The 26150-nt window shown below is 67.2% G+C and carries 23 protein-coding genes; 11 read left to right on the forward strand and 12 right to left on the reverse strand.

The genetic code is table 11. The features are described 5' to 3' along the window. Position 1: 1 nt before the first annotated feature. Both ACI48D_RS01260 and ACI48D_RS01265 read right to left on the reverse strand, forming a co-directional pair. Complete coding sequence (locus ACI48D_RS01260; RefSeq protein WP_435569393.1) at positions 2-292, reverse strand: hypothetical protein; 291 nt, start codon at positions 290-292, stop codon at positions 2-4. 16 nt (positions 293-308) lie between these two features. After that, complete coding sequence (locus tag ACI48D_RS01265) at positions 309-1019, reverse strand: LexA family transcriptional regulator (RefSeq protein ID WP_435569394.1); 711 nt, start codon at positions 1017-1019, stop codon at positions 309-311. Positions 1020-1138: 119 nt separating this feature from the next. Between ACI48D_RS01265 and ACI48D_RS01270 the strand changes: the two genes are divergently transcribed. The 3 genes from ACI48D_RS01270 (at position 1139) to ACI48D_RS01280 (ending at position 5215) form a co-directional block, all read left to right on the forward strand. Beyond that, positions 1139-1549: a hypothetical protein gene (locus tag ACI48D_RS01270; RefSeq protein ID WP_435569395.1), complete on the forward strand. Its 411-nt coding sequence runs from the start codon at positions 1139-1141 to the stop codon at positions 1547-1549. A 201-nt stretch (positions 1550-1750) separates the two neighbouring features. Then, positions 1751-3601 carry an ATP-dependent zinc metalloprotease FtsH gene (gene ftsH, locus ACI48D_RS01275; RefSeq protein WP_435569456.1) on the forward strand — a complete coding sequence of 617 codons (1851 nt, stop codon included), beginning with the start codon at positions 1751-1753 and terminating at the stop codon, positions 3599-3601. Between the two features lie 168 nt (positions 3602-3769). Further along, positions 3770-5215, forward strand: a complete 1446-nt coding sequence (locus tag ACI48D_RS01280) for an SGNH/GDSL hydrolase family protein (protein WP_435569396.1) — start codon at positions 3770-3772, stop codon at positions 5213-5215. A 34-nt stretch (positions 5216-5249) separates the two neighbouring features. Here the strand turns inward: ACI48D_RS01280 and waaF are convergent, their stop codons facing one another. The 6 genes from waaF to ACI48D_RS01310 all read right to left on the reverse strand — a co-directional run bounded on the left by waaF (position 5250) and on the right by ACI48D_RS01310 (position 11296). Then, entirely contained in the window at positions 5250-6401 is a 1152-nt protein-coding gene (gene waaF, locus ACI48D_RS01285) for a lipopolysaccharide heptosyltransferase II (RefSeq protein ID WP_435569397.1), read from the reverse strand. Beyond that, positions 6398-6961, reverse strand: a complete 564-nt coding sequence (locus tag ACI48D_RS01290; protein ID WP_435569398.1) for a D-glycero-alpha-D-manno-heptose-1,7-bisphosphate 7-phosphatase — start codon at positions 6959-6961, stop codon at positions 6398-6400. The genes waaF and ACI48D_RS01290 overlap by 4 nt, the downstream gene beginning before the upstream one ends. A gap of 10 nt (positions 6962-6971) precedes the next feature. Further along, the gene (locus tag ACI48D_RS01295) at positions 6972-7739 is read right to left on the reverse strand and encodes an SDR family oxidoreductase (RefSeq protein WP_435569399.1); all 768 of its coding nucleotides are present in this window, start codon (positions 7737-7739) and stop codon (positions 6972-6974) included. Between the two features lie 8 nt (positions 7740-7747). Further along, positions 7748-9013: a glycosyltransferase gene (locus ACI48D_RS01300; RefSeq protein ID WP_435569457.1), complete on the reverse strand. Its 1266-nt coding sequence runs from the start codon at positions 9011-9013 to the stop codon at positions 7748-7750. A 56-nt stretch (positions 9014-9069) separates the two neighbouring features. Further along, positions 9070-10047 (reverse strand): glycosyltransferase, encoded by a 978-nt coding sequence (locus tag ACI48D_RS01305; RefSeq protein WP_435569400.1) that lies wholly within the window; start codon positions 10045-10047, stop codon positions 9070-9072. A 202-nt stretch (positions 10048-10249) separates the two neighbouring features. Continuing rightward, a complete protein-coding gene (locus ACI48D_RS01310) occupies positions 10250-11296 on the reverse strand; it encodes a hypothetical protein (RefSeq protein ID WP_435569401.1) in 1047 nt (348 codons plus the stop codon). 338 nt (positions 11297-11634) lie between these two features. Here ACI48D_RS01310 and ACI48D_RS01315 point away from each other — a divergent pair, with 338 nt between their 5' ends. The 6 genes from ACI48D_RS01315 to ACI48D_RS01340 all read left to right on the forward strand — a co-directional run bounded on the left by ACI48D_RS01315 (position 11635) and on the right by ACI48D_RS01340 (position 17027). Further along, positions 11635-11877: a KGG domain-containing protein gene (locus tag ACI48D_RS01315; RefSeq protein ID WP_435569402.1), complete on the forward strand. Its 243-nt coding sequence runs from the start codon at positions 11635-11637 to the stop codon at positions 11875-11877. Positions 11878-12030: 153 nt separating this feature from the next. After that, on the forward strand, positions 12031-12429 hold the full coding sequence (locus ACI48D_RS01320) for a hypothetical protein (protein ID WP_435569403.1): 399 nt from the start codon (positions 12031-12033) through the stop codon (positions 12427-12429). Between the two features lie 11 nt (positions 12430-12440). Further along, positions 12441-13565 carry a M14 family metallopeptidase gene (locus ACI48D_RS01325; protein WP_435569404.1) on the forward strand — a complete coding sequence of 375 codons (1125 nt, stop codon included), beginning with the start codon at positions 12441-12443 and terminating at the stop codon, positions 13563-13565. A gap of 16 nt (positions 13566-13581) precedes the next feature. Further along, a complete protein-coding gene (locus tag ACI48D_RS01330; protein ID WP_435569405.1) occupies positions 13582-14058 on the forward strand; it encodes a CYTH domain-containing protein in 477 nt (158 codons plus the stop codon). After that, positions 14058-15203 carry a serine hydrolase domain-containing protein gene (locus ACI48D_RS01335; RefSeq protein ID WP_435569406.1) on the forward strand — a complete coding sequence of 382 codons (1146 nt, stop codon included), beginning with the start codon at positions 14058-14060 and terminating at the stop codon, positions 15201-15203. The genes ACI48D_RS01330 and ACI48D_RS01335 overlap by 1 nt, the downstream gene beginning before the upstream one ends. A 75-nt stretch (positions 15204-15278) precedes the next feature. Beyond that, positions 15279-17027 carry an FAD-dependent oxidoreductase gene (locus tag ACI48D_RS01340; protein WP_435569407.1) on the forward strand — a complete coding sequence of 583 codons (1749 nt, stop codon included), beginning with the start codon at positions 15279-15281 and terminating at the stop codon, positions 17025-17027. A 43-nt stretch (positions 17028-17070) separates the two neighbouring features. Here the strand turns inward: ACI48D_RS01340 and ACI48D_RS01345 are convergent, their stop codons facing one another. Beyond that, positions 17071-18318, reverse strand: a complete 1248-nt coding sequence (locus ACI48D_RS01345; protein WP_435569408.1) for a DUF2863 family protein — start codon at positions 18316-18318, stop codon at positions 17071-17073. 208 nt (positions 18319-18526) lie between these two features. On the opposite strand from ACI48D_RS01345, the gene ACI48D_RS01350 reads away from it, so the two are divergent. Beyond that, a complete protein-coding gene (locus tag ACI48D_RS01350; protein ID WP_435569409.1) occupies positions 18527-20857 on the forward strand; it encodes a TonB-dependent receptor in 2331 nt (776 codons plus the stop codon). A gap of 19 nt (positions 20858-20876) precedes the next feature. Continuing rightward, entirely contained in the window at positions 20877-21554 is a 678-nt protein-coding gene (locus tag ACI48D_RS01355; protein WP_435569410.1) for a Fe2+-dependent dioxygenase, read from the forward strand. A gap of 191 nt (positions 21555-21745) precedes the next feature. On the opposite strand, the gene acnA is transcribed toward ACI48D_RS01355, so the two are convergent. From acnA to ACI48D_RS01370, 3 genes are all read right to left on the reverse strand, one after another. After that, positions 21746-24454 carry an aconitate hydratase AcnA gene (gene acnA, locus ACI48D_RS01360; protein WP_435569411.1) on the reverse strand — a complete coding sequence of 903 codons (2709 nt, stop codon included), beginning with the start codon at positions 24452-24454 and terminating at the stop codon, positions 21746-21748. A gap of 65 nt (positions 24455-24519) precedes the next feature. Beyond that, positions 24520-25047: a hypothetical protein gene (locus ACI48D_RS01365; RefSeq protein WP_435569412.1), complete on the reverse strand. Its 528-nt coding sequence runs from the start codon at positions 25045-25047 to the stop codon at positions 24520-24522. Continuing rightward, positions 25047-26036 carry an HpcH/HpaI aldolase/citrate lyase family protein gene (locus ACI48D_RS01370; protein ID WP_435569413.1) on the reverse strand — a complete coding sequence of 330 codons (990 nt, stop codon included), beginning with the start codon at positions 26034-26036 and terminating at the stop codon, positions 25047-25049. The genes ACI48D_RS01365 and ACI48D_RS01370 overlap by 1 nt, the downstream gene beginning before the upstream one ends. Between the last annotated feature and the right edge of the window lie 114 nt (positions 26037-26150).

Below are 26150 nucleotides of genomic sequence, written 5' to 3' on the forward strand. Positions count from 1 at the left end.
ACTAGAAGGGCGGCGGCTCCTCCGGCAGCGCCGGCGGCGCGTCCAGGTCGACCTCGACCCGCGCCAGGCCGTCCAGGTCTTCGCCGTCGACCAGGCGCTGGGCCTGGAACGCGGCATGTGCGCGTATCCCATGCGGCTGGCTCGACGCCAGCATGACCGGCAGGGTGGGGAAGTGCGGCTGCAGCCGCGCCAGCAGCGCGTCGCCCATGCCGGGCACGACCCAGGCCGGCGGCGGGAACGCCACCGCCACCCGCACGCCCTTCAGCACCGTCACCGCGACCTGGATCTTCATCTATCAACCGGGGACGTCAGATCCGGTCGCTTTCCTTGCGCACCACGCGGCCGATCACCAGGCATTCCGCGCCCTTGCACAGCTTGCGGTGGTACTTGCGCTGGTCCGGATTGTCCGAGGTCAGCCACCACTGGCCGGCGTCGCGCGCCAGGCGCTTGACCACCGCCTCGCCCTCGTAGTTGAAGGCATACACGGCGCCGTCGACGGGCTTGGTGTCGAGGGTATTGACGATCACGATGTCGTCCTCGTACAGCGAGGGCTCCATGCTCTCGCCCTTGACCAGGATGGCGATCAGGTGTTCCGGGCGCAGTTGGTGGCGCTCGATCCAGGAGCGGCGCAGGCCGAGGGTGCCGCCGTCGCGCCGTTCCGGCTCGGTCCGGAAACCGGTGATGCCGGCCGACAGGCGCAGTTTGACCATCTGGATCTCGACGAAGTCGGCATCGTCGTTGGCCGCGGCGCGCACCGGCATCGCGTTCCTGACCCCGTGCAGCGGCGCCGCGCGCGGTTCTCCTTCGCCGGTCATCAGCCAGATATGGGAAAAGCCGAGTTCGCGCTCGATGTTCAGCGCATAGCGGATATCCATCGACTTGATCTTCCCGGTCAGCCACTGGTTGACCACGCTCTTCGACGCGCCGGACGCTTTCACCAGCCCCGTCTGGCCACGCTCGCCTTCCAGCTGGGGGAGGTCGCGATAAATGGTGCTGAGGCGTTCGGTCAGTGTGTTCATGTTTAGCATCCTAAACTCGATTGGTTTAGTGTTCTTGACTTACGTCAGTTTAGAGTTCTATACTCGTGTCGAAATACTAAACCTTTTCAAGATAAACATCAACGATGGGAGACATTGCCATGGTCGCGCTCATGTTCCTGAAGCTCGCCGCCGTTCCGTTTGCCGCCGGCCTGGCGGCGACTGGCCTCGGCTTCCTGTTCCTGTGGCCGAAGTCGGGGCGCGAGGCGGCCGCGCGCTTCGCCTGCACGCTGCTGGCCTGCGCCGTGGCCGGGCCGTGCCTGGCGATTGCGGCCTATTGCTGGTGGCCGGCATTGTTCGCCTCGGCGGGGCAGGCCGCGGCGCTGGCCGGCGGGCCCGCCGAACTCGGCGTGCTGCTGGTGGCCGCGCCCTTCCTGGTGCTGGCCGGGCTGCCGGCCTGGTGGGTCCTCGGCGCCTTGGTCCTGTGGTTGGACCGCCGCCGCAGCAAGGACATCGCCGAGATTGCGCAAGATGCCGCCGAGGCCGTGCGCCAGGTACGCAAGACGCTGTGAGCTTGCGGCGCACGGATTTGATTTACATCAAAACGAGGACTATCCTGAAGAACAACGTGTGAATGACGCGGCGTGGCAGCCGACGGGAGGACGCGTGTGGACAGCAAGGCCGACAACAAGGCCGACGACAAGCTTGACAATAAGCCCGACAACAAACCTGACAACAAAAGCGGGGCGATCCGGCCCTTTCTGTGGTACTGGATGTTCGGACTGCTGTTGTTCATGCTGTCCCAGTCCCTGTTCGAGCTGATGACGACTTCGCCGCTGGCCTACAGCGAGTTCAAGCAGCTCTTGCATGCCGGGCAGGTGAAGGAAGTCACGGTTTCCGACACGACAGTCTCCGGCACCCTGAAGGACAGCGGCCTCGAAGCCGTGCTGCCGAAGGCGCGCGCCGGCGCGATCAAGTGCGGCGCGGACGGCAACTGTCCCTTCACCACGGTGCGCGTGACGGACCCCGACCTGGCCAAGGAACTCGAGGCGGCCAAGGTGCGCTACGGCGGCCAGGCACACAGCGAGTGGCTGTCGAGCCTGCTGTCCTGGGTGCTGCCGATCCTGCTGCTGTTCTGGCTCTGGAGCACCATGCTCAAGCGTGGCGGCATGACGGCCGGGCTGTTCGACATCGCCAAGAGCCGCGCCCGGGTCCACATGCAGAGCCGGACCGGGGTCAGCTTCGGCGACGTGGCCGGCGCCGACGAGGCCCGGGAAGAGCTGATGGAGATCGTCGAATTTCTGAAGAACCCGCAGCGCTACCACCGCCTCGGCGGGCGCATCCCGAAAGGCGTGCTGATCGTCGGCGCGCCCGGCACCGGCAAGACCCTGCTGGCCAAGGCCGTGGCGGGCGAGGCGGGGGTACCGTTCTTTTCGATCAGCGGCTCGGAATTCGTCGAGATGTTCGTCGGCGTCGGCGCGGCGCGCGTGCGCGACCTGTTCGTCCAGGCCCAGAAGGTGGCGCCCTGCATCATCTTCATCGACGAACTGGACGCGCTGGGCCGCGCGCGCGGCATCGCCGGTACCGTCGGCGGCTACAACGAGCAGGAGCAGACCCTGAACCAGCTGCTGGTCGAGATGGACGGTTTCGACACCGGCAAGGGCGTGATCATCCTGGCCGCCACCAACCGCCCCGAAATCCTCGATCCGGCCCTGCTGCGCCCCGGGCGCTTCGACCGTCACGTCGCCCTCGACCGGCCCGACCTGCGCGGGCGCCAGCAGATCCTGCAGGTGCACGCGCGCAAGGTAACGCTGGCGAACGACGTCGACCTGGCGCGCATCGCCGCGCGCACCCCCGGCCTGTCCGGCGCCGACCTCGCCAACCTGGTCAACGAGGCGGCGTTGCTGGCGGCCCGCCGCGGCAAGGAGCGGGTCGACAGCGCCGACTTCGACGAAGCCGTCGACCGCGTCATCGCCGGCATGGAAAAGCGCTCGCGCCTGATCAACCCGCTCGAGAAGGAAACCGTCGCTTGGCACGAGGCCGGACATGCGCTGGTGGCAGAATTCCGCCCGCATGCCGACCGCGTGGGCAAGGTCTCGATCATCCCGCGCGGCATTGCCGCCCTCGGCTACACCCAGCAGCTGCCGACCGAGGACCGCTACCTGCTCAAGAAGAGCGAATTGCTGGACCGGATCGACGTCTACCTGGGCGGCAGGGTCGCGGAGGAACTGGCGTTCGGCGACGTCTCCACCGGCGCCCAGAACGACCTGCAGATGGCGACCGACCTGGCGCGCCATATGGTGACGCAGTACGGCATGAGCGAGCGGCTGGGCCTGGCAGCTTTCGAGCAGACGGCTCCCGGTGCCCTGTACCCGATGCCGCCCGGCCAGCGCCGCGAGTACAGCGAGCGCACCGCGCGCATGATCGATGCCGACATCGCCCGCCTGCTGGACGAGGCGCACGAGCGCGTGCGCGCGACCCTGCGCGAGCGGCGCAAGCTGCTGGACGCGCTCGCGCATGCGCTGCTGGAGAAGGAGACGGTCGACCGCGAGGCCCTGGATGCGCTGTTGCGCCAGGAACAGGCCACCGCGGCACCGCGGGAACTCGTCAAGCGCCAGGGCTAGTCGTTCTTTAGTGCATCGCATTCCGGCGTACTCCTCGATATAACTCAACGGTTCAGGTCGAACCTGTCTTGTTGTGCCCGCTATCGATGGCTAGATTGGAGCGTGCCATCGAGCCCGCGTTTGCGCGATGCTGCGGCGGCTGTCCGATCACGTTACCGAGGAGCCATCATGAAGCGCAATCCGCTGCCCATCTCCGCATTCGTCCACCGTGTATGTGCCGTAGGCCTGCTGGCACTGGCCGGCATGGCGCTGCCGTCGCTGCCGGCCTTCGCCCAGCCGGACTGGACCACCGAACAGTGGGTCGGCACCTGGGGCACGGGGCCTGCCGGGCCGCCGCTGAGCAACCAGGTGATGACCTTCAATGACCAGACCCTGCGCCTGATCGTACACACCAGTATCGGAGGAAATCAGGTCCGGATCCGGATCTCGAATACCTTCGGCGCGGTGCCGCTGCGCATCGGCGAGGCCCACGTGGCGCTGCGCCAGGGCGGCGCTACCATCGTCGCCGGCAGCGACCGCCCGCTGAGCTTCAGCGGCAGTCGCTCGATCACGGTCCCGCCCGGCGCTCCGGTGCTGTCCGATCCGGTCGACCTCGACGTGCCGGCCCTGTCCGACCTGGCCATCAGCCTGCACCTGCCGGGCAGCGTGCAGGCCACCACCATCCACGGCTCGGCCTTCCAGACCAACTACGTCTCGCTGCCCGGCAATTTCACCGGCGCGGCGGTCTTCCCGACCGACCGGACCATCACTTCCTGGCCCTTCCTGACCGAGGTCGACGTCAACGCCCCGGGCGGCGCCGCCATCGTGGCGCTGGGCGATTCGATCACCGACGGTTCGAACACCATGATCGACGCCAACCACCGCTGGCCCGACCTGCTGGCCCTGCGCCTGCAGACCGCGCGCGAGCCGCTCAGCCTTGTCAAGGGCGGCAAGCAGGCCGACAAGGAGGCAACTAAGCAGGCAACTAAGCAGGCCAGCAGGCAGGCCGTGAGCCCGGCCGCCGGCCTGGTCGCCTGGAGCGCCCGCCTCGGGGTGGTGAACCGCGGCATCGGCGGCAACCGCCTGCTGCGCGACCCGGGCGAGCAGCCGCTGTTCGGCCGCGCCGCGCTGGAGCGCTTCGACCGCGACGTGCTGGCCACCGCCGGCGTGCGCTACCTGGTCGTGCTGATCGGCATCAACGACATCGGCCACCCGGGCACCGGCACCATCCCGATCTCGGAAGAACCGACGCCGGACGAGCTGATTGCCGGCTACCGCCAGCTGATCGCGCGCGCCCACGAGAAGGGCATCGCGATCTACGGCGCCACCCTGACGCCGTTCGAGGGCACGATCTTCCCCGGCTACTACACGCCGGCGAAGGAGCAGATTCGCGAGGCCGTGAATAACTCGATCCGCTCCAGCGACGAGTTCGACGGCGTGATCGACTTCGACCGTGCGGTGCGCGATCCGAGCCACCCGACCCGCATGCTGCCGGCCTACGACAGCGGCGACCACCTGCATCCGAACGACCTCGGCATGCAGGCGATGGCGAACGCCATCCCGCTGCAGCTGTTCCGCAGCCTGGGCAGCACCGCCGGCGCTTCCGGTGCGGTGGCGCGCGCCGGCAAGCACTGAGGCCGGCCGGCATCGAGCTCAGCCGGCATCGAGCTCAGCCGGCATTAAGGCCGAGGCTTGCGGCATCGGCGCCTGCCGTGGAGGGCAGGCGGGCGCCCGGTGCCGGCGGCAGCAACTCCAGCACGGCGTCCACGACACGTTCCGGCGCCACCTCCGCCAGGCAGGCATGGTGGCCGGCCGGGCAAGTACTCTTGAAGCAGAAGCGGCAGGGCACGTCCTGGAACAGCACCCGGCTGCGCACGCGCCAGGGCGTGTGCTGGGGATTGGTCAGCGCGTACAGGTCGACCACCGGGGTGCCGACCGCGGCCGCCACATGGGCCGGCCCGCTGTTGTTGGTCAGCGCGACCGCGGCCAGGTGCAGCGCGGCCCCCAGTTCTCCCAGGCTCAGCTGACCGGCGAGGGAGTAGCTTCCTACCCCGCAGCCGGCCCGGACCTCCTCGACCAATTCAACTTCGGCAGCGCTGCCCGTGATGACGATCGGCAGGCCGGTGCGGCGCGCCAGCAGGCCGACCGCGCGTGCCCAATGGCTGGCCGGATAGCGCCGCGAGGCCGCGCTGGCACCCGGGTGCAGCAGCAGCCAGGGCCGGTCGGGATCGACGCCGATGCGCAGCAGGCGCACGCGCGTGGCGGTGACGTCGGCGGCGCGCAGCGCGAACGACAGCCCTGGCGCCGGCCCGGCCTGGCGCGGCGCGCCGGCATGCCGCACCAGCTCGAGCTGGCGCTGCACTTCGTGGCGCACCATGGCCTGCGGCTCCGGATCCGCGATCCAGTCGGTCAGCAGGTGGTAGGGATTCTCGCGGCAGTGGGCGAGCCGCAGCGGAATCCCGGCCAGCCAGCACAGCGTCGCCGCGGGCAGGGCGCTCTGCGTATAGGTGGTGAACACGACCGCCGCATCGAAGCGGCGCGCGGCCAGGGTGGCGGCGAGGGCGAGCAGGTCCTCGGGCGCGGCCGGGACCTCCGTCTTCATCCACGGCGCCGCATGCACGATCGCCTCGTCGATTTCCGGAACGAAGGGCGCGGCCGCAGCCCCTGACGGCGAGGTCAGCAGGGTCAGGCTGCGCCCGGGCAGGACGTCGCGGAGGACCCGCATCGCCGGCGTGCACATCAGGACGTCGCCGAGCGCATCCAGGCGCACGCAGAGGATGCTGCGCGCCTCCTTCCAGCCGGGCGTGCATCCCGGCGTCACGGAGCGCCTCCGTGGCTGGCGATCAGCACCGCCGCGGCATACAGGTCGGGCGCCATGCGGGTCGGGATGCGGCGCGGACCGAGCCGCCATTCGGTCTCGTTGCCGTTATCGATCAGCATGGTGCGGCAGCCGGCGCGGTTGCCCGCTTCGACGTCGTGCAGGATGTCGCCGATCATCCAGGACGAGCGCAGGTCGATGCCGTGCTCCTGCGCCGCCTCCAGCAGCAGGCCGGGCATCGGCTTGCGGCAGTGGCAAACGCGGGCGTAGGCGGCGACGCTGCCGTCCGGGTGGTGCGGGCAGTAGTAGAAGCCGTCCAGCGTGAGCTGCTCGCGGAACAGCAGGTCCTGCAGGTGCTCGTGAACGCTCTCCATGGCCGGCTCGCCGAAGCGCCCGAAGGCGATGCCGGCCTGGTTGGTGACGACGAACAGCCGGTAGCCGAGCCGCGACAGTAGGCGCAGGGCCGCGCCGGCGCGGCTGCACAGTTTGATGCGCCCCGGCTCGACGTTGTACGGCAGGTCGTCGACCAGGGTGCCGTCCTTGTCCAGGAAAATGGCCTTCATGGGAACGCGGTCATGGCCAGGAGGTTTCGCGCACCGGCAGCACAGTCAGCTCGGGCACCACGCTCGAACGCGGCAGCAGCAGGGCACCGAGGATGGCCTGGGCGACGTCGGCCGGGTCCTGCAGCAGCCCGGGGTCGAGGTCGGGGAAGCGGTCCAGCAGGAAGGGCGTGCGCATGCCGCCGGCCACCACGGCGGTGACGCGGATGCCGTGCGGGCGCAGTTCGGCGTGCAGGGCGTGCGACAGGCCCAGCAATCCCCATTTGCTGGCGTGGTAGGCGCTGGCGTTCGCCCAGGCGCGCTTGGAGGCCGTCGAGGCGATGTTGACGATGTCGCCGCCGTCCTTGCCCTCATTCTGCCGGCGCATCTGGGCCGCCGCATGCTTGGCCAGCAGGAAGGGGCCGTTCAGGTTGGTGCCGATCACGCGCAGCCAGTCCGCCTCGCGCAGTGCGTCGATGGGCAGGGTGAGGTCGGTGCCGGCGTTGTTGACCAGGATGTCCAGGCGCCCCATGCGTTCGACCGTGCGCTCGATGGCGGCGCGCGCCTGCGCCGGGTCGGCCACGTCGAGCTCGACGGCGTCGACGCGCACGCCGTGCCCACGCAGGCGCGGGGCCAGGTCCTGCAGGGCGGCGGCGCGGATGTCGGCCGCCACGATGTCGGCGCCGGCGGCGGCCAGCGTGTTGGCCAGCGCGGCGCCGAGCCCGCTGGCGGCACCGGTGACGAAGGCGGTCCTGCCGTGCAGGGCGGCGGTCGGCGAAGGGGGGAGGGAAGGTTCGGCCATGCTGGCTCCTAGGGTTGGGTCAGGTCGATCGGGGCGCGCGCCTGCGCTTCGGCCAGCACGGCGGCGTACACCGCGGCGACCTGCTGGGCGACGCTGCGCCAGGTGTAGTGCCGGTAGGCCCGCCGTAGTCCGGCATCGCCCATCGTGCGGGCCAGCAGGGGATTGCGCTGCAGCGTGGCGAGGCGCCCGGCCAGCGCCTGGGGGGCGCGCGAAGGCACCAGGAAGCCGGTGCCGCCGTCGACCACGGTGCTCTTGATGCCGCCGACTTCGGAGCCGACCACGGGCCGCGCACAGGCCATGGCTTCCACCGGGGTGATGCCGAACGGCTCGTACCACGGCGTGGTCGCGAAGGCGTCGGCGGCGCTATACCAGGTGCGCAGCTCGGCACGCGGCTTCTGGCCGGCGAAGCGCACGTGCTCGAGGATCCCGAGCCGCGCGGCCAGCGCCCGCAGGCGTGCCATCTCGGGGCCGTCGCGGCCGCCCGCATGGGTGTCGCCGCCTACCACCAGCAGCTGCGCATCGATGCCGTGCCGGCTGCGCAGCAGGGCGGTGGCCTGGATCACGGTGTCGACGCCCTTGCGCGGCACCATGCGCCCCAGTTGCAGTACCGTGAAGCGGTCCGGATCGAGGCCGAGCAGGCCGCGCGCCTCACCCTGGTCCTGCGGCCACAGCTCGCCGGGATCGAAGCCGCAGGGCGTGACCGCGATGTGCGTCGGGCTGGCGCCGTACAGCTGCTCCATGTCGAGCCGGTCCTGCGGGCATTCGGCGATGATGCGGTCGGCCTGCTGCATCAGCAGGGTCTCGATGCGCGTGCGCGCGGGCGGGAAGGCATCGTCGGCGCCCTGGGCCAGGCGGCGCACCTGGCCCAGCGCGTGGAAGGTGATCACGAAGGGAATGCCGAGCACCTGCTTGAGGTGCTGGGCCACCATGCCGGACATGAAGAAATTCGCATGCACGATGTCGTACATGGCCGGCTGGTGGCGGGCAAAGCGGGTCGTGAAGCGGGCGAAGGCCTGCACGTGCGACAGCAGCTGTTCCTTCGGCACATGGTGCGCCGGGCCGGCCGGCACGTTCACCACGCGGATGTTGTCGCGCCAGCGCACCAGCTGCTTCTGGCCGATGGCGTCGCGCCGGGTGAACACGTCCACCAGGTGGCCCGCCATCGCCAGCTCGCGCGCCAGGTTGGCCACGTAGACGTTCTGGCCACCGCAGTCGATACTGCCGGGGGCCGCCAGCGGCGAGGCGTGGTCGCTGATGAGGGCGATCCGCCGTATCGGCCCGGATGCGGTCGCGGAAAGCGCTTGGTCGTCGAGTTTCATGTGGCGTCCTGCTAGCTGGTGACGTAGCGCAGCGCAGCGTCCCAGTCGGCGCTGAAGCGGTCGATGGAAAAGCGGTCGAGCGCGGTGCGGCGCGCGCCCTGGCCCAGGCGGCGCGCCAGGCCGGCATCCTTCAGCAGGGCGTGCATGCAGGGCGCGAGCTGGCGCGTGTCGGTGACGGCATAGCCCGAGACCCCATGCTCGACGACGGTGGCCATCTCGGTGGTGGCGAGGGCCACTACCGGCATCCCGGCCATCATGCACTCCAGCACCGACAGGCTCAGGCTGGAGTAACGGACCGGGCTGAACAGGAAGCGGTAGCGGGCGGCGAAGCCCGGCAGGTCGGGGTGGTCGATGTCGCCCAGCCCGTTCAGCTCGGCGGCGCCCATGCCGAGCAGGTCGAGCGGCAGCCCGGCGCGCAGCGCGGCGAACAGGTCCGCCCCCATGCGCCGGCCGCGCCGCGCGAGGTGGTTCGTGATCGTCAGGCCGCGTTCGAGTTCGCCCTGGTAGCGCACCCCCGCCGGAATGGCGACGCCGTGCTCGATCACGCGCGTGGGCGTGCGCCCGCTGTCCCACATCAGGGCGTTGAAGGGGGTGACGTGTACCAGCAGCGCGTTGGGGGCGTCGACCAGGTGCCGGGTGTCGGTCGGCCAGGCCTGGCGTGGCGTGGCGCCTCCGGTGATGGCGATGCCGGGAGGATCGTGCTCAAGATAAATACGGGGCAGGGCGCGCTGGGCCGGCGTGAGGAATTCGTACTGGTCCTTTTCCCAATGGTGGTCTTCCTGGAACAGGATGCAGTCGAATTCGCGCCCGCGCGCCTGCTCCGCCGGCAGGTCGTGGACGTTCGGGCCGAAAGGAAAGGGGCCGCAGCGCCCGCCGTAGCCGGAAGGGCGACCGGGCTTGGCCAGCACGTGGAATTCGTGCGGGGCGTGGGACAGGTAATACAGGTAGCTGCCGTGCGTGTGCCAGGTCAGGATATTCAGGCGGCGCATGGCCTTTCCCCCTTGTCGATGTTGTGACCGGTTCGACTGCGGACGGAACGGCAGGGTTCCCTTGCTGGGGGAAAACCTGAATCTGAATCAAGCGTTTTGCCGGGAGGAGAAAAGAAAACGCGCCTCGACGGCGCGTTCGGGTCCGCCCGGGAAGGCGGAAGAGGGGCGGCCCGTCCAGCCGGGCCGGGTTAAGGTCGCAGCGTCAAGGCTTGCGCTTGAAACCGGTGTCGTCGTCCATGTTCTGGTCGCCGTTCAGCCGGTTGGCGTAGCCCGGGCTGCGCGGATAGCCGCCGGCGGCGTCGTTCGACTGGTGCGCCGGCGGTCCGCTGTCGGACCCGCCGGCGCCGGTCTGCGAGCCGCTGCGGTCGGTGCTGGTGACCGCATTCTGCGCGCCGGTGTTGCCCGGCGAGCGCGGCAGGCCGCCGGCCACGTCGTTCGACTCGTGCACGCCGCCGATGCTGGGAGCCTGGTTCGCCATTGAATGCGAGCCGGCCACGCCGAGCTGGGTGTTGCCGCGCTGGGCTTCCTCGCCCGGCAGGTCCTGCAGGTGCTCGCTGTGCGGGCCGCGCATGCCGCCACCGCTGCGGATCGAGTTGTCGGACACGTACAGGCTGCTGCCCTGCTGGCGGTTGCCGATCGGGCCGGCGGTCAGGCTGGTTGGCGGACTTTGCGGGCCGTGCATGCCGCCGCCGCTGGTATTTCCGCCGCTGCTGCCCTGCGATCCGGACTGCATGCTGCCATGGTTCGGGCCGAGCGAGCCGCCCTGCAGATCGGGTTGGTTCGGATTCTGCGAGGCCATCTGGCCGCGGATCACGTCGCGGTGCATGTCGTGCCCCTCGGTCACGTCCACGCCGGAGTCCTTGGGACGATGTCCGACGGGCTGTTCGAGCAGGCCGTAGGCGCCGGACTTCTGTTCCATCTGGCGCTGGTGGCTGTCGGTGATGCCCTGCACCGGGCTCGAGCCGCCGCTCATCTGCGTCTGCATCGAGCCGCCCGGGGTGTGCGACTGCTTGCCGCCGTCCTCGCGTCCGCCCATGCCGCCGGGCGCGGCGCCCGGACCGGCGCCGGTCTGCTGCGTCCCCATCGTGTCGATGCCCTGGTTGCCCTGTTGCTGCACGCCGAGGCCTTGCGGATAGGTATGGTCGAGCGGTCCTTCATCCGCGGTCTTGCCCTTCGAGCCGGGGGGCCATTTTTCGTTGGCGACGTTATTCGTCTGGTTGTTGACTTCGCTGCGTTGGTTTGCGTCCATGGTCGTCTCCTTTTCAACTGGAACGATTGCATTCTCAGTAAGATCATGCGCCCTTGATCAGATCTTCAGTATAGGAAGAGACGGCGGGAGGTTGTAGGACTAATACTGGCGACTCGTCCAAAGACAGGCAATGTCATGTTTACTACCGGAAGTAGATTTCAGCTGTGCATTTTCTGTCTCACATTGTCCTACAAAGTCATCTGAAAACGTCCTATAGCCTCATCCATCCTGCATGCCTAAGATGATTCCGACCGAGCACTCATCGGTTTCTGCCGAGAGCGTCGGAATTGGCCTGCCGCAGGACGCGGCGGTTTTCAGTGCAAAGAGGAGAGAGCACCATGGCTTCAAATAACCAGGGCAACAAACAGAGTGGCGGTACCAAGAACCGCGGTTTCGCGTCGATGGATCCTGAGCGTCAGCGCGAAATCGCCAGCCAAGGCGGCAAGGCCGCTCACCAGAAAGGCACGGCGCACGAGTTCACCTCGGAAGAGGCTCGTCGCGCAGGCAGCATGAGCCATGGCAATCGCCAGTCGGCATCGGGCTCGTCGTCGCGTGGCTCGTCGCGCGGCAACAAACAGTAAGCAGCCGGCTGAAAGACGGTGGCGGCGCCGTCTTTCCGCACCAGCAAAGCACCGGGGAGCGCGAGCTCCCCGTTTTGTTTTTCTTTCACACAATTCGGCTATGGGATGCGGTAGAATCGCTGCGCCTTTTTGTCCAATCTCATAGGAGTTGTCGTGAAATCTGCGGTCATCCGTCAAGTCAAGAGCATGGCCATGTCGTGCGACCGGGTCGGTAATCTGTTGCTGGCCAAGTTCTCCACACATGGTGCGAATGACACCTGTGTCATCATCCCGGCCTCGATCGTGTTTTTCCTGCTCAAGAATCTGCCGGCCAACCAGGATCCCACCCTGCAGGCGCCGCCGGCACCGCCGCAGATCACCCAATGGGACTGGGACAATCCGAACCAACCGCGCGCCTTCACGGTCAACTGCAAGGTCCTGCCGGGCAAGATCAGCATGAGCTTCAACCTCGACGTCAAGCCCGACCTGACCCTGGTCCTGGATCGCAGCAACGTCGAACTGATGCGCCAGATCCTGCACGCGTATAGCCAGGATCTGATCGACCTCGAATAAAAGGAGTAGCCATGCCCATCAAGATCAGCCAGCACTTCGATTCCGGCGCCATCGAGGTCGTCAATGCGGACAACCCGCGCAACATCGACCTGAACCTGCGCAAGGATTCGCACGCCGACATCCACCAGTGGTTCCACTTCCGCCTGCAGGGCGCGCGTGGCCAGGCCTGCACCATCCGCTTCCTGAACGCCGGCCGGGCGACCTACCCGAAAGGCTTCGAAGGCTACCAGGTGGCCGCCAGCTACGACACCGAGAACTGGTTCCGCGTGCCGACCAGCTTCGACGGCCAGGTGATGACCGTCAACCACACGCCGGAACTGGACAGCATCTACTACGCCTACTTCGAGCCCTACACCTGGGAGCGCCACCTGCGCCTGCTGGGCGAGGTGGCCGAGAACCCGATCGCGCGCGTGCACGACATCGGCACCACGATCGACGGCCGCGACATGAACCTGGTAGTGGTCGGCAATCCGAACGCCGACAAGAAGATCTGGGTGATCGCACGCCAGCATCCGGGCGAGACGATGGCCGAGTGGTTCATCGAGGGCATGATGGACGCGCTGCTGGACAATTCGAACCCGGTCTCGCGCAAGCTGCTGCAGCGCGCCGTGTTCTACATCGTGCCGAACATGAACCCGGACGGCTCGGTGCGCGGCAACCTGCGCACCAACGCGGCCGGCGCCAACCTGAACCGCGAATGGATGAGCCCGTCGCCCGAGCGCAGCCCGGAAGTGCTGTGCGTGAAGCGCAAGATCGAGGAAACCGGCGTCGACATGTTCTTCGACATCCATGGCGACGAGGCGCTGCCGTACAACTTCGTGGCCGGCAGCGAGATGCTGACCGACTTCACGCCCGAGCGACTGGCGGCCCAGAACGCCTTCATCGAGCGCTACATGGCGTCCAGCCCGGACTTCCAGAACGTCTACGGCTACGCCGCCAGCAAGTACAACGACGAGCTGCTGACCCTGGCATCGAAGTACATCGGCCACACCTATAAATGCCTGTCGCTGACGCTGGAGATGCCGTTCAAGGACAACGCCAACCTGCCCGATCCGCACGTCGGCTGGAACGGCGCGCGCAGCAGCGCCCTTGGCGCGGCGATGCTGCAGCCGATCCTGCTGTCGCTCGACGACTAAGGCAAAGGGAGGAATCATGGGCATCGAAATCGAGCGCAAGTTCCTCCCCCACGGCGACGGCTGGCGCGGGCTCGGCCAGCCGACGCTGATGCGCCAGGGCTATCTGGTGGCCGACCCGGTGCGCACCGTGCGCGTGCGCATCGAGGGCGAGCGGGCCGTCATCACGATCAAGAGCAAGACCACCGGCGCCAGCCGCGGCGAATGGGAATACGAGATTCCCGTGCCCGATGCGGCCGAGCTGCTGGACCGCCTGTGCGAGCAGCCGCTGGTCGAGAAGGTCCGCCACCGCATCGCGCATGCCGGCCACACCTGGGAAGTCGACGAGTTCCAGGGCGAGAACGCCGGCCTGGTGGTGGCCGAGATCGAGCTCGGCAGCGAAGACGAGGCTTTCGAGAAACCGGACTGGATCGGCCGCGAAGTGACGGGCGATCCGCGCTACTACAACTCCAGCCTGATCCGGCTGCCTTACTCCAAGTGGAAAGATCCTGCGTGATGCGCCTGAAGCGTCGTTCGATCCTGTCGCTGGCTTTGTGCCTTCCCCTCGCGGCCTTCGCCGCACCCGCCGCGAAACCTTATTTCCCGCCCGCCGGCAACTGGGCCCGCCAGTCGCCGGAGGCGCTGGGCATGGATCCGGCCAGGCTGGCCGAGGCCGTCGCCTACGCGAGCGCGCACGAGACCGAACGCGCCAAGGATTTCTCGGACCAGCGCAAGACCTTCGGCGAACCGCTCGGCTCGCTGCCCACGCAACGCGCGGCCACCAACGGGGTCGTCATCTACAAGGGCTATGTCGTGGCCGAGTTCGGCGACACGCACTTCGTCGACCCGACCTATTCGGTGGCGAAGAGCATGCTGTCGACGGTGGCCGGGATCGCCGTGCGCGACGGCAGGATCGCCGACCTGAACCAGCCGGTCGGGAGCAGCGTGCAGGACGGCGGCTACGCGTCCCCGCACAACGCCCCGATCACCTGGAAGCAGCACCTGCAGCAGGAATCCGAGTGGGAAGGCAGCATGTGGGGCAAGAACGCCGATTTCGTCGGCCATGAGGCTTTCGGCGCCGGCGAGCGCAAGCCGCGGATTCTCCAGGCGCCGGGCCAGTACTACGAGTACAACGACGCCCGCATCAACCGCTTCGCGCTGTCGCTGCTGCGCGTGTTCGGCAAGCCGGTGCCGGAAGTGTTCCAGCAGGAAGTGATGGACCCGATCGGCGCGTCGAACACCTGGAAGTGGGTGCCCTACACCAACAGCTACGTCGAGCTGAACGGCAAGCTGGTGCCGTCGGTGAGCGGCGGCACGCGCTGGGGCGGCGGCATGTGGATCGATTCCTGGGACATGGCGCGCTTCGGCTACCTGTGGCTGCGCGGCGGCGCCTGGGATGGAAAACAGATCGTGCCGGCAGGCTACGTGAAGGCGGCCCTGAGCCCGAGCGAGCACGGGCCCGACTACGGCTACCTGTGGTGGCTCAACACCAGGGGCAAGAACCTGCCGGGGCTGCCTGTCACCGCCTTTGCGGCGCTGGGCGCGGGCAGCAACGACATCGTGGTCTCGCCCGAGCACGAGCTCGTCATCGTGTGGCGCTGGCATGCCGGCAACCCGGCCGAGTTCGCCAAGCGGGTAATCGCCGCCATCAGGCAGAAGTAATCCGCAGCATTGCGCGGCAGGCGGCGCGAACTGGTTTAGCATGGGGCCGGATCATCCCATTGCGAGCTGCCCGCCATGCCAGACCAGCTACCCACCTTCGGTCCCGACGCCCTCGGGGCCGACCCCGAATCCCATTCCGCGGTCGACCTCGCCACCCGGGGCCACCAGATCTTTCCCGTCCTGACAGACGAGGACCTGCGCCGCGTGCGCCGTTTCGGCGTGCCGCGCCGCTGGCGCGACGGCGAGTGCGTGTTCCGCGCCTGCATCGACTCGCCCGGCATGATCGTGGTGTTGCAAGGGCAGCTGGTCTGCAGCCGCACCGATGCGCTCGGCAAGCGGGTCGAGGTGGTCGAGTATGGGCCGGGCCAGTTCAGCGGCGAAGTCTCTCAATTATCCGGCCGGCCGCCGCTGGTGGACGCCGTGGCGGTCGGCGAACTGGATGCCCTGGTGCTGGATGCCGGCGCGATCCGCGCGCTGCTGATGGCCGAGGCCGAACTGGGCGAGCGCCTGATGCGCGCCTTCATCCTGCGCCGCGTGCTGCTGATCGGCGACCATCCCGGCGGCCCGATCCTGATCGGCCCGGCCGCGCACGCCGGCCTGTTCGAGATCGAGAACTTCCTGTCGCGTAACGCGTATCCGTACACGCGGCGTGATCCGGCCTCGGACCCGGAGGCGGCGCAACTGGTGCGCGAGCATTGGCACGATGCTTCCGACTGGCCGCTGGTGGCGCTGCCCGACGGCTTCGTGATGCGCAATCCCACGCTGGTGGAACTGGGGCGCTGCCTCGGTACCCTGCCGCGGATCGATCGCGGCAAGGTATACGACGTGCTGGTGGTCGGCGCCGGTCCGGCCGGCCTGGCGACCGCCGTGTACGCGGCCTCCGAAGGCCTGTCGGTGATGGTGCTGGACCAGCGCGCCTACGGCGGCCAGGCCGGGGCCAGCGCACGGATCGAGAATTTCCTCGGCTTCCCGACCGGCATTTCCGGCCGCGCACTGGCCGGCCGCTCCTATGTGCAGGCGATCAAGTTCGGCGCCGAGATCGCGATCCCGGCCCAGGCCGCGCGCTTGCTGTGCCAAGAGCGGCCGCTGAAGGTGGAACTGGAGGATGGTAGCTGCCTGCGCGCCAACAGCGTGGTACTGGCGGCGGGCGCGCGCTACCGCAAGCCGGACCTGCCGGAGCTCGGGCGCTACGAAGGCCGCGGCGTGTATTACTGGGCATCGCCGGTGGAGGCCAGCCTGTGCCGCCGGCAGCCGGTGGTGCTGGTCGGCGGCGGCAACTCGGCCGGGCAGGCGGCCGTGTTCCTGGCCGCGCATGCCTCGGTGGTGCACCTGATGGTGCGCCGGTCCGGCCTGGAGGACACCATGTCCAGCTACCTGATCGAGCGCATCGCGGCCACGCCCAACATCGTGCTGCACACCCGCCTGGAGCCGGCCGCGCTCGACGGCGACGATGGCGGCCTGAGCCGGGTGCGTTGCCGCGCCATCCCGGACGGCAGGGAGATCGGGTTCGAGACGCGCCACCTGTTCCTGTTCGTCGGCGCCGATCCCAACAGCGACTGGCTGCACGAATGCGGGGTGGCGCTGGACGGGAAGGGATTCGTGCTGACCGGCATCGACGCCGGCCGCGAGCACCACCAGCGCGCGCTCGAGACCAGTGTGGACGGCGTGTTCGCGGTGGGCGATGTGCGCGCCGGCTCGACCAAGCGGGTGGCGGCCGCGGCCGGGGAGGGGGCGGCGGCGGTGGCGCAGATTCACGGCTACCTCGCCAATCAGCTCGTCGTCCCCGCGGAGGCGGAGATCAACGTTTTTCCGGCGCACCGGTAACGCACGCAACACTTGGGTCCCCGCCTGCGCGGGGACGACGGTGTTAATGGAAGTGCTCGTTCCCCGCCGGCGTATCTTCCGGCATCTCGGCATGCACCAGCTCGCCGCTCGGGTCGGCGAACAGCGGGGCGCCGCAGTCGTCGCAATACTCGGCGACGTAGTGTTCGGCGATGCGCTTGACGTGAGCAATGCCCATCTCGTTCAGGTGCTTGACGATCTCGTCGATCGGCGCCGGCGGGCGGCCACCGTGGACCGGACCTTCCATCGGCGTGCCTTCCTCGTCTTCCTGGCCGTACAGCGGCCAGACGATGCCGTACACCACGTCCGGCGACTGGCGCAAGGTGAAGCCGACGCGGTATTCGTCGACCTGGCTGTCGTTCACTTCCTCGCCGAAGCCGGCGATCACGGCGCGCAGGTCGCCCGGTTCGACGCCCAGCGTGTAGGTGAGGTAATGCACGGCGGCGCGCACCGACACCGGGCGGACCAGCTTGTCCGCCTCGCGGCAGGCGACGTAATAGGCTTCCGGCAGCAGCAGCTCGGTGCCGCAGCCCGGCAGCAGGCGCGCCACGTTGGGTGCGGCCTGGGCGCGCCACTGTTCCAGCGCGACCTCGCGCTCGGCCTCAAAGTTGATGTGGTGCTGCGGTTCCTGCCAGCGGAACAGCGGGGCGCCGACCGGCGCGATGACGGCCACCAACAGGTAGCGGGTGTCGGCCAGGAATTGCGACGCGTCCGGACCCGGCGCGGCCGGTTTCACGGTCCCGCCCTTGTGGGCCGCCTGGGCCAGCTTGTGGGTCAGGCCATAGGTTTCGGCGTGGGTGCGCGGCAGCTGGTCGAGTGAGTACAGGGTCGGCGCCATCGCCATGCGGGCGCCGTCGGCGAGCAGGTGGGCCGAGAAATGCGCGGACAGCGTGCCCAGGACCTCGTTCGGGATGATGCCCGAGGCGATCGAGAAACGGGTCCAGGCCAGGATCGGCGCGGCCACCAGCAGGGCCTGCCAGGTGACTTCGTTGCCGCCGGCCTGTTCCGTCATGGTCGAGGATTCGCTGACCGCTTCGACGCAGTCCATCAGCACGTCGTAGACCGCGAGGTCGCCCTTGAACAGGACGTTCAGGGCGGCGTCGATGCTTTCCTGGTGGTTGGTCTTGAGCAGCTTCTGCAGTTGCGAGTCGAGATTGCGCTCCCAGGTCCGTTCTTCAACGCGGCTGCCGGCCTGCGCGATGGCTTGGCTGATACTGACTAGACGCTGGCTTTCTGCCGATAGTTTGGGTGAGTCTTTGGAGGAGCGACGCATAGCGCTTGGGGGTCTCTTCGGTAGATAGGTGATTAAGGCAAGGGGTCATGATAAACCCATCTCCCCGGTATTGTAGTTGATTCGGCCACATGCCTGTAACACACAGGCAAGTTCGGCAGTGGCTTTGCTGAACGATTTGCTCATCTTTCTTGTCAAATTCTGAAATAAGAATCATAATGCGAATCGTTCTCATTTACCCACCAACGCCATGACCACGACCACACCGCCGCAAGCATCCTTCATCAAGAGCCGCAAGCATGCGCCGCAGCTCCGTTCCCCGTTGCCGGCGCCCGCGCCCGCCCTTGCGCTGACCCTGCTGGCCACGCTCGGCATGCCGCTTGCCCATGCGGCGCCGGACAACGCGATCGACCAGAGCATCCCGACCGTGCAGGTGAGCGGCGCCAACCAGGCACCCGTCTCGGCCAACGCCAAGTTCACTGCGCCGCTGCTGGATACGCCGAAATCGGTGACCGTGGTATCGAGCGAGGTGATCTCGCAGACCGGGGCCGTGTCGCTGACGGATGCGCTGCGTACCGTGCCGGGCATTACCATCGGCGCGGGCGAGGGCGGCAATCCGGTCGGCGACAACCTGTTCATCCGCGGCTACAACGCCCAGACCGATACCTATATCGACGGCATCCGCGACGCCGGCTCGCAGTCGCGCGAGGTGTTCAACATCGAGCAGGTGGAAGTGGTCAAGGGCCCGAACTCGGCCTACGGCGGCCGTTCCTCGGCCGGCGGCGGCGTCAACCTGGTCAGCAAGACCGCCCAGGCCTACGACTTCAACAGCGCCTCGGTGGGCATCGGCAGCGACAAGTACCGCCGCATCACCGGCGACGTCAATCGCAACATCGGCAGCAACAGCGCCTTCCGCCTGAATGTGATGGCGCACGAGAACGACGTCCCGGGCCGCAAGGTGGTGGGCGGCAATCGCTGGGGCGTGGCACCCACCGTCACCTTCGGCCTGAACGGCCCGGACCGCGCCATCGTCAGCCTCTACCACCTGACTTCGCACGAGATCCCGGATACCGGCATCCCCTTCAACAACCCGATCGCGAGCGGCGCCGACGTGGCGAAGAACGGCAACGGCACCCCGTTCGCGGTCGACCGCAGCACCTTCTACGGACTGGCCAACCGCGACTTCCGCGACACGAAAAGCGACGTCGGCACGATCGACCTGCGCCACGAATTCAGCCCGGGCCTGGTACTGCGCAACGTGAGCCGCTACGGCAAGTCGAACAACGACTATGTCTGGACCCAGCCCGACGATTCGAAGGGCAACACCGTCCGCTACGGCACCGTCTGGCGCCGCGCGAACACCCGCGCCACCGAGACCCGCACCTTCGCCAACGTCACCAGCCTGAGCGGCGAACTGACGGCCGCCGGCATGAAGCACAGCTTCAACGCCGGCGTCGAATTCGACCGCGAGACGACCGACCGCAGCACCTGGCTGTTCACGCCCGGCACCAACAACCCGCTGACCGGCACCTTCACCTGCCCGACTTCGGGCGCGGCCACGCTGTACAACTGCACCACCCTGGTCAATCCGAATCCCTACGACCCCTGGGTCTACAGCCGCAGCCTGTCGGGCGCGCTGACCCATGTGAGCACCAAAACGAAGGCCGCGTATGCCTTCGACACCGTTGAAATCAATCCGCAGTGGCTGCTGAACCTGGGCCTGCGCTGGGACGATTTCCAGAGCAGGTTGGATACGGCCGCCGGCATCGTCAACGGCGCCGCGGCCCCGGCCGCCCACGCCGTGGTCGACACCAATTTCGTCAGCACCCAGGCCGGCATCGTCTACAAGCCGGCCAAGAACGGCAGCATTTATCTTTCCTACGCCAGTTCGGCGACCCCGCCGGGCAACGACGGCGGCGACGGCCTGGACGCGCTGACCGCCGCCGTCCAGAACCTGCAGCCCCAGCGCAGCCGCAACATCGAACTGGGCAGCAAGTGGGACCTGCTGCCGGGCGGCCGCCTCTCGGTCACCGGCGCGCTGTTCAAGAGCACCATGAACAATGCCCGCGTCACCTCGCCGGACGGCACCGTCCAGAACGTCGGCCGCAAGGAAGTGCAGGGCGTGGAACTGGGCTTCTCCGGCAAGATCACGTCCGCCTGGACCGTGTTCGGCGGCTACACCTGGCTGGACGCCGAGATCGCCGACAACGGCTACCTGAACACCGGCACCACGGCAGCCCCGGTCTGGACCCCGTCGCCGTTCAACGGCAACCGTTTCCCGACCACGCCGAAGAACAGCGCCTCGCTGTGGACCAGCTATGCCTTCACCAAGGACTTCACCGCCGGCTTCGGCATGAGCGCGATGTCCAAGGTGTACGCGAACGTCAACAACAACAAATACGTGCCGGGCTATGCGCGCTTCGATGCGATGGCCAGCTATGCCCTGAACAAGGACATCTCGCTGCAGCTGAACCTGCAGAACCTGACTGATAAACTGTATTTCGACAAGGTGTCGTCGCCGCACTACGCCGGCGTGGCGCCGGGACGTTCGGCGACCCTGACCGCCAACTTCAAGTTCTGATATCAGGTAAGGAGCGGCGATGATGCTGCACATCCCGGGCGTGCTGACGCCGGAACAGGTGAAATCGATGCGCGAGCGCCTTGCCGGCATCGACTGGATCGACGGCCGCGCCAGCGTCGGCAGCCAGGGGGCGCAGGTCAAGCGCAACCGCCAGCTGCCTGAAGGGTCGCCGCCGGCTTTGGAACTCGGGCAGATCGTGAGTGCGGCCTTGATGGCCAATCCGCTGTTCTTCTCGTGCGCGCTGCCGCTGCGCATCCTGCCGCCCTTCTTCAACAGCTACGCCGGCGGCGAGCACTACGGCCCGCACGTGGACGGCGCGATCCGCACGCAGCGGGGCGCTTCTCCTGTCCGCACCGATGTGTCGTGCACCGTGTTTCTGTCCGAGCCTGAAGAATACGAAGGCGGGGAGCTGACCGTCATCGATTCCTACGGCACACACGAGGTCAAGCTGCCGGCCGGCGATGCGATCGTCTATCCCGCTACCAGCATCCATGAGGTGCAGCCGGTGACGCGGGGCGAGCGCGTGGCGTCTTTCCTGTGGGTGCAGAGCATGGTGCGAGATGACTGGAAGCGGTCGATGCTGTATGAGCTGGACCTGAATATCCAGGCACTGCGGGCGAAGCACGGGGACGGGCCGGAGCTGGTCGGCCTGGCCGGGCATTACCACAACCTGCTGCGGCAGTGGGCCGAGACGTAGGGTGGGCACCCTACCGTGCGATTGATGGCAGCGGAAGAATAAAAAGGCCGGAATCCTTGCGGATTCCGGCCTTTTTTGCCTTTTGCCACTGAGCGCCGGGGTCAGGAGCGCCGGGGTCAGAGCCCACCCGTTAAAACCGGGCTCTGACCCCTAGACCCGGGCTCTGACCCCTAGACCCCTGACCCCTGCCATCAAGCAGCCAGCAGCTGGCGCAGCACGAACGGCAGGATGCCGCCATGCTTGTAGTAGTCCACTTCGATCGGGGTGTCGATGCGCAGCAGGACCTGGGTTTCCTTGGTCGAGCCGTCGGCGCGGTGGATCACCAGGGTCGCCTGCATCTGCGGGCGGATATCGCCTTCCAGGCCCTTCAGGTCATAGGTCTCGTTGCCGGTGATGCCCAGGGTTTCGACGCTGTCGTCACCGATGAACTGCAGCGGCAGCACGCCCATGCCGACCAGGTTGGAACGGTGGATACGCTCGAACGAACGGGCGATCACGACCTTCACGCCCAGCAGCTGGGTGCCCTTGGCGGCCCAGTCGCGCGAGGAGCCGGTGCCGTATTCTTCGCCGGCGAAGATCATCGTCGGGGTGCCTTCCGCGATGTACTTCATGCCCGCGTCGTAGATCGACATCTGTTCGCCGCTCGGCTGGTGGATGGTGATGCCGCCTTCGACTGCGGAACCGTCGGCTTTCGGCGGGATCATCTTGTTCTTGATGCGGACGTTCGCGAAGGTGCCGCGCATCATGATCTCGTGGTTGCCGCGGCGCGAGCCGTAGGAGTTGAAGTCGGCCTTGAGCACGCCGTGCTCTTTCAGGTACTTGCCTGCCGGACCGTCTTCCTTGATCGAACCGGCCGGGGAGATGTGGTCGGTGGTGATCGAGTCGCCGAACACGCCCAGCGCGCGCGCGCCGTTGACGCCGGTGGCGGCGGCTTTCGGGGTCATCTCGAAGTCGGCGAAGAACGGCGGCTCGGCGATGTAGGTCGACTCCGGCCAGTCATACACCTGGCCCGAGGTCGAGGAAACGGCTTCCCACAGCGCGCCCGGGTTGCCCTTGACGTCGGCGTAGTTCTTCTTGAAGACGTCCGAGTTCATCGCGAACTTCATCAGGTCCTGGACTTCCTGCGAAGTTGGCCAGATGTCGCCCAGGTAGACGTCGACGCCGTCCGAACCCTTGCCGACCGGCTCGCTCATCAGGTCGCGCGTCACGTTGCCGGCGATCGCGTAGGCGACGACCAGCGGCGGCGAGGCCAGGAAGTTCGAACGGATGTTCGGGTGGATACGCGCTTCGAAGTTACGGTTGCCCGACAGGACCGCGGCGGCGATGATGTCGTTCGAGGTGATCGCGGCGTTCAGTTCCGGGGTCAGGTCGCCGGCGTTACCGATGCAGGTGGTGCAGCCGTACGCGGTGACGCCGAAGCCCAGCTTGTCCAGGTAGGGCAGCAGGCCGGCGGCCGTCAGGTATTCGGTGACCACGCGCGAGCCGGGAGCCAGCGAGCTCTTGATGTGCGGAGCGACGGTCAGGCCTTTTTCGACGGCCTTCTTGGCCAGCAGGCCGGCGGCCAGCAGCACGCTCGGGTTCGAGGTGTTGGTGCAGGAGGTGATGGCGGCGATCAGGATGTCGCCGTTCTTCACGCGCACGCCGTTGGTGGTCTCGTAGACCTTGTGCAGGTCGTCGGCCGACTTGTTGAAGCCGTTCGCGGTGGTCGGCTTGGAGAACAGGTCGGTGAAGGTCGACTTCATCGCGCCCAGTTCGATACGGTCCTGCGGACGCTTCGGGCCGGCCAGCGACGGGGTCACGGTCGACAGGTCGAGCGACACCACGCGGGTGTAGTCGATCTCGCCTTCGCGCGGGATGCCGAACAGCTGCTGGGCCTTGAAGTAGTTTTCGAAGGCAGCCAGTTCTTCTTCGGTGCGGCCGGTGCCGCGGAAGTATTCCACGGTCTTTTCGTCGACCGGGAAGAAGCCCATGGTCGCGCCGTATTCCGGGGCCATGTTGCCGATGGTCGCGCGGTCGGTGGTCGACAGCGAGGCGGTGCCTTCGCCGAAGAATTCCACGAACTTGCCGACGACCTTTTCCTTACGCAGCATTTCGGTGATGGTCAGCACCAGGTCGGTTGCGGTGCAGCCTTCGCGCAGCGCGCCGGTCAGGTTCACGCCGATCACGTCCGGGGTCAGGAAGTAGACCGGCTGGCCCAGCATGCCGGCTTCCGCTTCGATACCGCCCACGCCCCAGCCGACCACGCCGACGCCGTTGATCATGGTGGTGTGCGAGTCGGTGCCGACCAGGGTGTCCGGGTAGAACATGCTGCCGTTCTTCATCACGCCGCGCGCCAGGTACTCGAGGTTGACCTGGTGGACGATGCCGAAGCCCGGAGGCACGACGCCGAAGGTGTCGAAGGCCTGCATGCCCCACTTCATGAACTGGTAGCGCTCGTTATTGCGCTGGAACTCGAGCTTCATGTTCAGGTCGAGCGCATTCGGGGTGCGGAAGTGGTCGATGGTGACCGAGTGGTCGACCACCAGGTCGACCGGCACCAGCGGCTCGATCTTCTTGGCGTTGGCGCCCATCTTGGCGGCGACGTTGCGCATCGCGGCCAGGTCGGCCAGCAGCGGCACGCCGGTGAAGTCCTGCAGCACGACGCGGGCGACGACGAAGGGGATCTCTTCGGTACGCTGGGCGGTCGGGCCCCAGTTCGCCAGTTGGCGGATGTGTTCTTCGGTGACCTTCTTGCCGTCGCAATTGCGCAGCACGGACTCGAGAACGATACGGATCGACACCGGTAGGCGCGACAGGTTCACGCCCAGGGATTCGCCCAGTGCCGGCAGCGAGTAAAACTGGCCGGTCTGGCCCGCTTGCAGCGGGAATTCCTTCAGCGTGTTCAAAGTGTTGTGAGACATGAGCTCTCCTTCGGTAGGGACTTATTATTGCTGGCTAATCGAGCAATGGGACCGATGCGCCGGCATCAGCTTTTCTTTTCAGCAGGTGCAGCCGCCACCAGCGGCTTGGCCTGTTCGGCGTTCTTGCATTCGTTGGCCAGCTGGCGATTCAGCTTCGAGTCGAGCAGGATGCCCTTCGACGGGATGCCGATCCAGACCAGGCCGAACTTGGTATTTTCGAAACGCAGCGCGCCGGTGGTGGTGCCCACGCGCTCGAGGCGGTGCAGCCGGTTCTTCCAGCGCAGCGCGATGTGGCCGTTGTCTTTTTCGTTGGTGTAGATGGTGACCTTGTTGTTCAACTCGCACGCATAGTCGGCGACGACGGTGTCGGTGAGGTCCGGTTCCGGTTCGTCGTCGGCGATTGCCTGCTTCGCTTCTTCTTTTTTCGCCTTCTTGGCCTTCTTGGCCTTTTCCTTCAGGACCTTGACGGCCTTCGGATGCGATTCGTGTTCGGCGGAGGTGGCTGCGCCGGCGGCGGATGCCGGCGCGTACAGGGAGGCGGCCGCGAGCGCAACGGTGCAGGCGGCGAGCATTTGTTTCAGAGTGATGGCCATCAGATGGATTCCGGTTGGTTGACGATTGCCGCCGCGGCATCCGGCAGCGCAAGGCCGGCCAGCTTCGCGCGCTGCAACACCGCCCAATAATATCGGTAGCTGGCGCGGTCGTGCAAGCGGCCATGCTGGGCGATCGGCCCCCAATCTGCTGCCATTGCCTCGAGCAGGATGTTGGTTGCTTCGTTCACTTCCGACGCACGCGGGGTAAAGGCCTTGACGATCGGCTTGATCTGGTCAGGGTGGATACTCCACATGCGCGTGAACCCGAATTCGCCGGCGGCGCGGGTGGCGTCGTTGGCGACCACCGCACTGTCCTTGATATCGGTCGTCACATTATGGGAGGGGACCTTGTCATGCGCATGACATGCCGCAACCATCTCCAGCTTCGCTCGTACTACGAGGGGGTGGGTAAATTGCCCCGGAGTTCGCATGGCGCTTGCCGGAATCGCGCCATGGTGGGCGGACACGAAGTCCATGATGCCGAACGAGAGGCATTCGACCTGGGGCAGGGCGGCGATCGCGTAAGCGTCGTGCAGCGCGCCGTGGGTCTCGATCAGCACGTGCAGCGGAAGGTCGGGACGTCCCGCTTTTTCCGCCGCCGCGTTGACGATCCGTTGCGCGCGCAGCACATCCGCGATGCCGTTCGGCTTCGGGCAAACCACATAGGCCAGTCGCGGTGCCGCCGCGCCGACGATCAGTTCGACGTCCTGTTCGAAGTGGGAGCTGCCCACGTCGTGCAGGCGCGCGCCGATCCGCCCGAAGCGGTTGCCTTCGTCGTTCAGCAGGCTCGCCACCAGGCGGGCGTGGGCCGCTTCGTTGCCGGCGGCGGCGCCATCCTCGCAATCGAAGGTGATGTCGAATACCGGGCCAAGCTCTTGTTGCAGGGCCATCGACTTGCGCATCAGTTTCTCGCTGCCGGCGTAGTGATCGCAGGCAGGAAGCAGCAGCGGCTGGCGTTGACCCTGGAATAAAACCTCGGAAGGATGCATAACTGACTATTTAGCTAAAAGTAGCGTCGTCCCCGCGGAGGCGGGGACCTAAGTTCTGCGTGCATGTCGTCAGCACTTGCCAAACTTGGGTCCCCGCCTGCGCGGGGACGACGG

Source organism: Massilia sp. LXY-6 (assembly GCF_051233485.1).
GTDB lineage: Bacteria > Pseudomonadota > Gammaproteobacteria > Burkholderiales > Burkholderiaceae_D > Telluria.